General features: G+C 74.4%; 9 protein-coding genes and 3 tRNA genes. 6 read left to right on the top strand and 6 right to left on the bottom strand.

Features of this window, described 5'->3' with window-relative positions; genetic code table 11:
- Window positions 1–222: 222 nt before the first annotated feature.
- The 3 genes from ACFRCR_RS13605 (at window position 223) to ACFRCR_RS13595 (ending at window position 3,151) form a co-directional block, all read left to right on the top strand.
- Window positions 223–390 carry a hypothetical protein gene (locus tag ACFRCR_RS13605; protein WP_164984114.1) on the top strand — a complete coding sequence of 56 codons (168 nt, stop codon included), beginning with the start codon at window positions 223–225 and terminating at the stop codon, window positions 388–390.
- Between the two features lie 7 nt (window positions 391–397).
- Window positions 398–1,492 carry a PH domain-containing protein gene (locus ACFRCR_RS13600; protein ID WP_377678224.1) on the top strand — a complete coding sequence of 365 codons (1,095 nt, stop codon included), beginning with the start codon at window positions 398–400 and terminating at the stop codon, window positions 1,490–1,492.
- Window positions 1,493–1,684: 192 nt separating this feature from the next.
- Window positions 1,685–3,151, top strand: a complete 1,467-nt coding sequence (locus ACFRCR_RS13595) for a nitronate monooxygenase (RefSeq protein ID WP_377678222.1) — start codon at window positions 1,685–1,687, stop codon at window positions 3,149–3,151.
- A 20-nt stretch (window positions 3,152–3,171) separates the two neighbouring features.
- Here ACFRCR_RS13595 and ACFRCR_RS13590 read toward each other — a convergent pair whose 3' ends face one another.
- The 4 genes from ACFRCR_RS13590 to ACFRCR_RS13575 form a co-directional block, all read right to left on the bottom strand.
- A complete protein-coding gene (locus ACFRCR_RS13590) occupies window positions 3,172–3,327 on the bottom strand; it encodes a hypothetical protein (protein WP_377678221.1) in 156 nt (51 codons plus the stop codon).
- Window positions 3,328–3,616: 289 nt separating this feature from the next.
- Window positions 3,617–3,692, bottom strand: a tRNA-Glu gene (locus ACFRCR_RS13585).
- 78 nt (window positions 3,693–3,770) lie between these two features.
- Window positions 3,771–3,843: transfer RNA gene (locus ACFRCR_RS13580), tRNA-Glu, on the bottom strand.
- Between the two features lie 94 nt (window positions 3,844–3,937).
- Window positions 3,938–4,009, bottom strand: a tRNA-Gln gene (locus tag ACFRCR_RS13575).
- A gap of 248 nt (window positions 4,010–4,257) precedes the next feature.
- Here ACFRCR_RS13575 and ACFRCR_RS13570 point away from each other — a divergent pair.
- Window positions 4,258–5,067 carry a class I SAM-dependent methyltransferase gene (locus ACFRCR_RS13570; RefSeq protein ID WP_377678219.1) on the top strand — a complete coding sequence of 270 codons (810 nt, stop codon included), beginning with the start codon at window positions 4,258–4,260 and terminating at the stop codon, window positions 5,065–5,067.
- Window positions 5,064–5,720: a hypothetical protein gene (locus ACFRCR_RS13565; protein WP_377678218.1), complete on the top strand. Its 657-nt coding sequence runs from the start codon at window positions 5,064–5,066 to the stop codon at window positions 5,718–5,720. Before ACFRCR_RS13570 ends, ACFRCR_RS13565 begins: the two co-directional genes overlap by 4 nt.
- A 100-nt stretch (window positions 5,721–5,820) precedes the next feature.
- On the opposite strand, the gene ACFRCR_RS13560 is transcribed toward ACFRCR_RS13565, so the two are convergent.
- Entirely contained in the window at window positions 5,821–7,041 is a 1,221-nt protein-coding gene (locus ACFRCR_RS13560; RefSeq protein WP_377678217.1) for a YeiH family protein, read from the bottom strand.
- 69 nt (window positions 7,042–7,110) lie between these two features.
- On the opposite strand from ACFRCR_RS13560, the gene ACFRCR_RS13555 reads away from it, so the two are divergent.
- Complete coding sequence (locus tag ACFRCR_RS13555) at window positions 7,111–8,091, top strand: LysR family transcriptional regulator (protein ID WP_377678215.1); 981 nt, start codon at window positions 7,111–7,113, stop codon at window positions 8,089–8,091.
- A 75-nt stretch (window positions 8,092–8,166) separates the two neighbouring features.
- Here ACFRCR_RS13555 and ACFRCR_RS13550 read toward each other — a convergent pair.
- The coding region (locus tag ACFRCR_RS13550) for an HAD family hydrolase (protein ID WP_377678213.1) at window positions 8,167–8,930 on the bottom strand (764 nt) is incomplete at its 5' end.

Here is an 8,930-nt window from a genome sequence, read left to right as displayed (position 1 = left end):
GCCGGGGCCGCGAGGCACCCGGCCCTCGCGTCGTCCCGACCCGTGCATGTCGTCGGCGCCCTGCGTGCGATGCACCGCCTTGTCATGACACGGGACCCACGACCGATTCGGGCGAAACGCTAGACTCGGCCCCGGCGCGCCTCCGACGGCGCTCCGCCTGTTCGCTCCACCATGGCGGGCAGAGCCGAGAACCGCCCCGATCGACGACGTGAGGACCACACGATGCCCGGCAAGGCCAAGACCATCCTGATGTGGGTCGTCATCGTCTTCCTGCTGTACGCGGTCGTCCAGAGCCCCGACCGCGCGGCGGACATCGTCCAGGCCATCTGGGACGTCATCCTGGGCGCCTTCCAGAGCTTCGGGCAGTTCGTCCAGTCGCTCATGAAGTAGGCGCACCATGGCGCAGGACCTCCCCGCACCCGCGTACGAGGCTGCGCCTCGACTGAGCGCGCGCCACCTGCGGCGCTACATCCTGCCGGGCGAGCGCGTCGTGCTCGCGACGCGCGCCCACTGGGGCAAGCTCGCGGAACCCGTCGCCACGACCTTCGCCGCTTTCCTGCTCGCGGCCTGGCTCGTCAGCGTCCTCGCTCCGGCCGTGGGAGAGGGCTCGCTGCTGCTCTGGTGGGCCTGGGTGCTGGTCGCGCTCCGCCTGCTGTGGAAGGTCCTCGACTGGCGCAACGAGTGGTTCGTCGCAACCGACAAGCGCATGCTCCTGATGTTCGGCCTCGTGACCCACAAGGTCGCGATGATGCCCCTCGGCAAGGTCACCGACATGAGCTACAGCCGCTCGATCCTCGGGCGGGTCCTCGGCTACGGCCAGTTCATCCTCGAGTCCGCCGGGCAGGACCAGGCCATGAGCCGCATCAACTGGGTCGCCAACCCGGACGCCACGTACCGCAAGCTCTGCGACACCATCTTCATCCCCGGCGGGCGCGGCGGGCCGTGGGGACAGCAGCCGCGGGGCGGCGCACCCGCGGGAGGTACGACTCCCCCGCCCACGGCACAGCCCGCGCACGCCCCGTTCGCGACGTCGCAGCAGGCACCCACCTCCGTCCCCGGCCGGCTGAGCTGGGCCCCGACGAGCGACGGGCCCGAGGGCGACCTGTCGGCCGCCGCGACACAGCCCATCGCCGTGCGCTCGGTGCAGGCGGGCGGGCAGGGTCACCTGTTCGTCGCGCCTCGCGGCAGCTCCCCCCGGCTGGACGGCTCCGACCGACCGGTCATGGCTCCCCCGCCGCCGCCCGCCCCGGTGACCGACCGGCCGGACCGCGCAGCCCAGCCGGACCGGCTCGACGAGCCGATCGGCGACGAGACCGACGGCGAGTCCGACGGTCCCGCATGGGAGGTCTCCGACGACGACCGCGGCCGGTTCGTGCCCGTCACGCCCTGGGACCCGCTGAGCGGGTGGCAGGCCACGGATCCGTGGTCGCGCCCCGAGGACGCCTCGGGCCCGCCGTCGGCGAACCCGCCCGTCCCGCCCCCACCCGCCTGACGCGTCGACAGCCAGTCCCACCGGTCCGTGGGGCGCCTCGGCCGGCCCTGCCCCGGCCCCTCCGACCGGGAGCAGAGAGCACGGCACCGTGGCATCTCCACCAGGTTCGGGCCCTTCGACCCTGTTCCCGACTCAGGACTGCAACCTACGGTGCAGTAACCACCCGCCCCCAGGCCTGAGAAGGGTCCACCTGTGACCACGCTGTCCCTGCCCGTCCCCGCATCGTTCCCGCCCCTGCCTCGTGTGATCCAGGGCGGGATGGGGATGGCGGTCTCGTCCTGGCGACTCGCGTCGGCCGTCGCGCGCACGGGGCAGCTCGGCCTGGTCTCGGGGACCGCGCTGGACCTCGTCCTGGCGCGCAGGCTGCAGAACGGCGACCGCGACGGCGCGGTCCGCAGGGCGCTCGACGCCTTCCCGGTGCCCCGGTTCGCCCAGCGGGTGCTCTCGCGCTACTTCCGCCCCGAGGGGCGCGGCGAGGGCCAGCCCTACGCTCCCGTGCCTCGCCTCGCACTCCGTCAGACCCGCCTGGCGCAGGAGCTCATGATCCTGGGGAGCTTCGTCGAGGTGTGGCTCGCCAAGGAGGGGCACGACGGGCAGGTGGGCATCAACTTCCTCGAGAAGATCCAGATGGCCGCGCCGGCGGCCGCCTACGGGTCGATGCTCGCCGGGGCGGACTACGTCGTGACCGGGGCGGGCATCCCCCGCGACATCCCGCACCTGCTGGACCGGCTCGCGGGTCATGAGGCCGTCCAGTTCCCGGTCGCGGTGGTCGGGGGCAGCCACCACACGGTCGATCTCGACCCCGACGCACTCCTCGGCGGGTCGCTGCCGCCCGTGACGCGGCCCACGTTCCTCGCCGTCGTCTCCGCGCACGCCCTGGCCGAGCACCTGGTGCGTGAGGACCGCACCCGGCCCGACGGCTTCGTGGTCGAGGGCCCTCCCGCCGGTGGGCACAACGCCCCTCCCCGCGGACGCCTGACGCTCGACGAGGCGGGGCAGCCGGTGTTCGGCCCACGCGACCAGGCCGACCTGACGAAGGTCGCCGCGATCGGGCTGCCGTTCTGGCTGGCGGGCGCACAGGGCACCCCGGAGGCGTTGGCCACCGCGTGCGAGGCCGGGGCGACGGGCATCCAGGTCGGCACGCTCTTCGCGCTCTCGACCGACTCGGGGCTCGATCCGGCCCTGCGTGAGGACGTGCTCGCGCGGCTGCGCGCCGGGACGCTCGACGTACGCACCGAGCCGCTCACCTCGCCGACCGGATTCCCGTTCAAGGTCGCCCAGCTCCCGGGCACCCTCTCGGCCGCGGACGTCGCGGCGGCGCGGCCCCGGCTGTGCGACCTGGGCTACCTCCGTACCCCGGTCGAGAAGGACGACGGCAAGGTCACCTATCGCTGCCCTGCGGAGCCGGCCCACATGTTCGAGCGCAAGGGCGGAGGGGCCGACGACGCCGTCGGCCGGTCGTGCCTGTGCAACTCGCTCGCGGCCGACGTCGGGCTCGGTCAGACACGTGCCGACGGGTACGTCGAGCTCCCCCTCGTCACCCTGGGGGCGGACGTCGTCGGCGCGGCACGGCTCGCGGAGCGGCACGTCGGCGCGTGGTCGGCCGGCGACGTGCTCGACTGGCTCCTCGACGGGAACGGGCCGGCACGACGGGCCTGACGACGAGCGGGGCGCCCGTGTCAGCCCACGTCCGGGCCACGACGAGACCTGACGCGCTTGAGCTGCGCCAAGAGGTCCCAGTCCGCAGGGCGCGCCTCGGGGGCGAACCAGCGTGCGCCCGCGCCGACCCAGGCCTTGCGTGCACGCAGCGCTGTGCGCCAGGAGACGTCCTCCACGCCGCTCTCGGATCCGCAGCAGTCACAGATGGCGGAGAGGGGGATTCCCCCGAGCCAGCATTCCTCGGTGCCTGCCGGGTCGGACCAGCCGCAGACCCTGCACGTCTCGTCGATGAGCATCGCAGGAAACTAGCATCTCGCCGGTACCCCGCGAGCGGTGGACCGGCTCCCGGACCGCACGTGCCCGCCCGCCCGTGAGCGCTGGCACGTGAGCACCAGCCCTGGCACGTGAGCACCAGCCACAGAGACGACGAAAGCTCGACCATCTTCCGATGATCGAGCTCTGCGTTGGTACCCCCAACGGGATTTGAACCCGTGTTACCGCCGTGAGAGGGCGGCGTCCTAGGCCGCTAGACGATGGGGGCCAGGACCGCTCCCCCACCCCGAAGGATGAGTGAGCGTCATCGAGGCCCGGTCATCTGACGATGGCCAGGCCTCGTACGTACCCCCAACGGGATTTGAACCCGTGTTACCGCCGTGAGAGGGCGGCGTCCTAGGCCGCTAGACGATGGGGGCCTAAGCTCGTCACCCCGAGGGGCGCCGTGCCGTTGAGAACTCTACTGCACGTTTCGTGTCGGTTTGACCGACTCGATGCGCTGCATGCTCTGCGCTGGGGTACCAGGACTCGAACCTAGAATGACGGTACCAGAAACCGTTGTGTTGCCAATTACACCATACCCCAAGGAGGTATCAGCGCCGCGCCCTCGTCCCGTTCCCGGGCCGCGGGTGAGCGCCTCACCGAGAGAAAACACTACCGGACACTTCCGGCCCGGCCAAATCGCCCTCGCGTCCCCCGCCCGCACGTGCCCCGCCGCGTCGGCCGGCCTCCCCCGCGCCGGCCGGCCGCGGTGGCAGCCCACCCCACGCCGCCCGGGACACGTCGTGCGTCAGATGTAGACCGCACCGCCCGGACGTGGCACCGTCGAAGACGTGAGCACCGACGACGCCCCGACCCCCGACCTTCCACGCGCCTCGCACGCCGAGCGCGCGTCCTCGTTCGGCGCCGGAGCGGGCGAGTATCGCGCCGTCCGGCCGTCCTACCCGGACGCCGCGATCGACTGGATGCTCCCCGCGGGCGCACGGCACGTGCTCGACCTCGCCGCGGGCACGGGCAAGCTCACCGAACGCCTCGTGGCGCGCGGGCTCCACGTGACCGCCGTCGAGCCCTCCGAGGGCATGCGCGCCGAGCTCCAGGACGCCGTGCCGGGGGCCCACGTCCTGCCCGGGACCGCCGAGCGCATCCCTCTCGAGGACGGGAGCGTCGACGCGGTCCTCGTCGCCCAGGCGTGGCACTGGTTCGACGTCGCCGTCGCCGTCCCGGAGATCGCGCGCGTCCTGCGTCCCGGCGGGCGCCTGGGCGTCGTGTGGAACGTCCGCGACCACACGGTCGACTGGGTCGAGAGCTTCACCGAGATCATCCATCGGGGCGACTCGCTCGAGCCGGTCCACCGGACGCCCACGATCGACGACGGCGACGGAGCCTTCGCACCGCTCGAGCACGCGACCTTCTCGTGGGAGGACCGCCTGCCGGCCGCGTCGCTGCGGACGCTCGCGTCCACGCGCAGCCATCTCCTGACCCTGCCGCCGAGCGAGCGCGACGAGCTGCTCGACGCCGTCGACCGGCTCGTGGCCACGCACCCGGCGCTCGCCGGCCGGTCCCAGATCGACCTCCCGTACCGCGCCGAGTGCTGGCGCGCGGACCGCGTCCGCGGCACCGACGCCGACGCGGTCGACGCGTGAGCGCCCAGCCGGAGGATCTCGCGACCACGCTTGCCCCTGGCCCCGTCACGCCCGACGACGTCCGCGCGGCCTCCCGTTGGCTCGCCGACGGCCTCGCGCGGCACCCCGACGCGGCCTTCGACGCGCAGGCGGGGCCCGTGCGGTGGTCGTGCTGGGCGACCGCCGAGCACGTCGTCGACGACCTCCTGGCCTACGCGCTCCAGGTCGCGGGCCTCCCCCTGCTCGACTACCTGCCCCTGGCGGGTCCCAAGGGCGAGGACGAGATCGCGCACGTCAAGCGCGAGGCCGGGCCGGCGGGCCTGGCCGAGGTCGTCGTCGCGGGCGGTGAGCTGCTCGCCGCCCAGGTCGCGGCCCGGCCCTCCACGGCCCGCGCCTACCACCCGTACGGGCTCTCGGACCCGGAGGGCTTCGCAGCCATGGGCGTCGTGGAGATCCTCGTCCACGGCCGGGACGTCTTCCAGGGCCTCACGGGCACGTCTCCGACGCCGCCCGAGGGCCTGAGCGCCCGGGTGCTGGCCCGGCTCTTCCCCGACCTGCCGCCCGCCGCACTCGGCCTTCCCCCGGACGACGCCCTCGTGTGGGCGACAGGCCGCAGCGACCTGCCCGGCCTGCCGCGACGGACCCGGTGGCGCTGGGACGCGAGCGTCCGGTAACCCACCGCCTCGTGGCGACGTCGGAGCGTCGTCGCCGCCAGCCCGGGGGTGTCGCGTCGGAGTGTCGGGTCGGGGGTGTCAGGTCGCCGTCACGGGGGCGTCACGTCAGGAGGAGGACTGCGACGAGGGAGGTCCCGGTCACCACCGCGGCCGACGCGGTGCCGAGCACGAGCGCGCGCCGCCCCGTGCGGACCAGGTGCGCGGCGTCGACCCCGAGGCCCATCGCGAACATCGCGGCGGTGAACAGCAGCGTGGTGACCATGGTCGTCACCTCGATGACGGACGCGGGCAGGACGCCCGTGCTCCGTACCAGCACGGCCACGAGGAAGCCGACGACGAAGAGCGGCACGGGTGGCGTCCGGCGGGCCGCCGAGGTCCCGGAGCCCCCCGCGGCGACCTCGACGTCCGCGGGCCGCGCCACACGCTCGCGCCGAGCCCTCAGCACCCCGGCCCCGGCCACGAGCGGGGCGAGGAGCACCACGCGGGCCAGCTTGCTCACGGTCGCGGTCGCGAGCGCGGCGGCCGAGACGGCGCCACCCGCGGTCACGACCTGCGCGACCTCCTGGACGCTCGCGCCGATCCACAGCCCCGCGCGGTCTTCGGCGAGGCCCAGCAGCCCGGCGAGCCACGGCAGGACGAAGATCGCGAGCGACCCGAAGATCGTCACGAGCGCGAGCGCGGTCGCCACGGCGTCGTCGGCCTCGCGGCGCGACTCCTCGCCGTCGCCGCTCCCGACGACTCCCTGCATCGCGGAGATCGCGGCTGCGCCGCAGATCGAGAACCCCGTCGCGACGAGCAGCGAGGTCACACGCGGCACGCGCAGGGCCCGTCCGAGCGCGAGCGTCGCGCTGAACGTCACGGCGACCGTGATCCCGACGACCGCGAGCCCCCGCCACCCGAGCGCGAGGACCTCGGGCAGCGAGAGCTGGAGACCCAGCAGCACGACGCCCGCGCGCAGGACACGCGTCGCGGTCCACCGCGTCCCCTCCTGGGTGCGGGACGTGAGGGCGGCGGCCCACCGTGCGACCCCGGCTCCCTGCCCGACGGCGCCGCTCGCGCCGCCCGCGCGCCGCAGGCTCCCGAGCAGCGAGCCGACGACGGCACCCACCAGGAGGGAGAGCACGAGCGGCGAGAGCGGGACCACCTGCGCGAGCAGGTGGGCGACGAGGGTCGCGACGGCGCAGAAGGCGAGCCCGGGGGCGGCGCGCCGGATCCAGGGTGCAGGGCTCTCGGTCGGGGCCGGGCTGCCGGTCGTCGCGAGGCGGTCGGGGGCGCGCGTCGCGCCCGGGGTGGGGGCTGCGAGGTCGTTCGTGGGGGTCATGTTTCCACCGTGCCGCGACCGGACCTGCGCCAGAAGGCCCACTTAACGACCTAGCCATAGGATGAGGCTATGACTGAGGCTGGCCAGCGAACCCCCGCGAGCACCGCTCCCCCACGCCGCGAGCGCACCTCGCTGGCCCTGCTCGAGCTGCTCGTCGCGACCGACCGGCACGGGTCCATCAGCGCGGCCGCCCGTGCGCTGGGGGTGTCGCAGCCCAGCGCCTCGGCCGGCATGCGGCGCCTCGAGAGGCACCTGGACCTCGAGCTCGTGACCCGCTCGACCCGTGGTGCCCGACTGACGGAGACGGGGCGCGCGACCGCGACCTGGGCCCGTGAGGTCATCGACGCCTCCGACCGGTTCGAGACCTCGGCCGCGGCACTCCGCGAGGCCCCCTCGGCCCGCATCCGGCTCGCGGCGAGCCTCACGATCGCCGAGTACCTCGCGCCCCGATGGCTCGCGACGCTCGCCGCTCCGCGAGCCGCGGGTGCCATCGTCGGCCCGGAGGACCCGCCCCCGGCCCCCGACGTCGAGCTGCTCGTCCGCAACTCGCGCACCGTCATGGACCTCGTCCTCGCCGACGCGGCCGACCTCGGGTTCATCGAGAGCTCGACCATGCGGCGCGGGCTCCGCAGCCGCACCCTCGCCCGCGACGAGCTGCTCGTCGTCGTCGCCCCCACGCACCCGTGGGCGTCCCGGAGGCGCCGCACCGCGACCGTCGACGAGCTGTTGGGCGGAGGCCTCGTGGTGCGCGAGCGCGGGTCCGGCACCCGGGAGACCCTCGAGAAGTCGCTGCTCGCGACGGGTGCTCGGCTACCGGAGCACCTGCCCCACCTGGGGTCGACCGCGTCCCTCAAGACCGCCGTGCAGTACGGCGGGGCCGTCGCCGTGCTGTCCCGGCTCACCGTGGCCGACGACCTCGCACGAGGGTCGCTCGTGCAGGTCGACGTGCCCGGCCTGGACCTGTCCCGGCGGCTGCGCATGATCTGGAAGGACGGCACCGAGCTGACGGCGGCGGCACGGCGCATCGCGGCGGTCGCGACCGCGAGGTAGAACGGGCTGCGCGAGGTGGAACGCACCGCGCACCACCTCGATGCAGCACGTTCCACCTCGCCGTCCGACGAGCGGTCAGCGGCCGTCGAGCACCAGGTCGCCGACCTCGTCGAGGCTCGCCACGACGTGGACACCGGCCGCTCGCGCGACCTCGGGGTCCTCCTCGGCCGGGCCGCCGCGCCGGGTCCCCGGCCGGTCGATCCACACGCCCGTCAGCCCGGCAGCGGCGGCCGCGCGGGCGTCGACGTCGAGCTCGTCGCCCACGTAGACCGTGCGGGCCGGGTCGGTGCCCAGGCGCGCGCACGCCTCGACGAAGACCCGCGGGTCGGGCTTGCCGAAGCCCAGGGTGTCGACGCCCACGAGCATCGGCACCTCGGACAGCCCCGACCGCGACAGCTTGTCCGTCTGGAGCGCGACGGCCGCGTTCGACAGGGCCCCCACCCGCACCCCCGCGGCGGCGAGCCGCTGGAGGACGGGAGCGGCGTCGTCGTGCGCGCGCCAGCTCTCCTCGAACGTGCCCCAGAAGACCGACTTCCAACCCGCGTACCCGTCCTCGTCGAGGACCGCACCGCCGAACGTCTCCTGGAGCTCGTTCGCGCGCAGCATGCGCTGCCCGTCGAACGTCAGCTCGCCGCGCGTGTACGCCCGGTACCAGCCGTGCGGGTCGCTGCGCCACAGCGCCAGGACCTCGCCGTACCGCTCGACGGGCAGGTGCGGCAGGTACACCGCGCACACCGCGTCGATCGCGAGCGCGAACGCGCCGCGGGTGTCGACGAGCGTGTCGTCGACGTCGAACAGGACGCCGTCGACCGCGCCCGGCGCCGCTCCCCCGCCGGGGC

The organism is Oerskovia sp. NPDC056781 (assembly GCF_042789955.1).
GTDB classification, from domain to species: domain Bacteria; phylum Actinomycetota; class Actinomycetes; order Actinomycetales; family Cellulomonadaceae; genus Oerskovia; species Oerskovia rustica.
Note: the sequence above shows the minus strand (reverse complement) of the source record. Positions and strands in the feature narration are given on the sequence as shown.

What these genes read in the sequence shown, in the direction of transcription:
- ACFRCR_RS13605 (WP_164984114.1), top strand. Translation starts at nt 223, where the DNA reads ATGCCCGGCAAGGCCAAGACCATCCTGATGTGGGTCGTCATCGTCTTC.
- ACFRCR_RS13560 (WP_377678217.1), bottom strand. Translation starts at nt 7,041, where the DNA reads ATGACCCCCACGAACGACCTCGCAGCCCCCACCCCGGGCGCGACGCGC.
- ACFRCR_RS13555 (WP_377678215.1), top strand. Translation starts at nt 7,111, where the DNA reads ATGACTGAGGCTGGCCAGCGAACCCCCGCGAGCACCGCTCCCCCACGC.
- ACFRCR_RS13600 (WP_377678224.1), top strand. Translation starts at nt 398, where the DNA reads ATGGCGCAGGACCTCCCCGCACCCGCGTACGAGGCTGCGCCTCGACTG.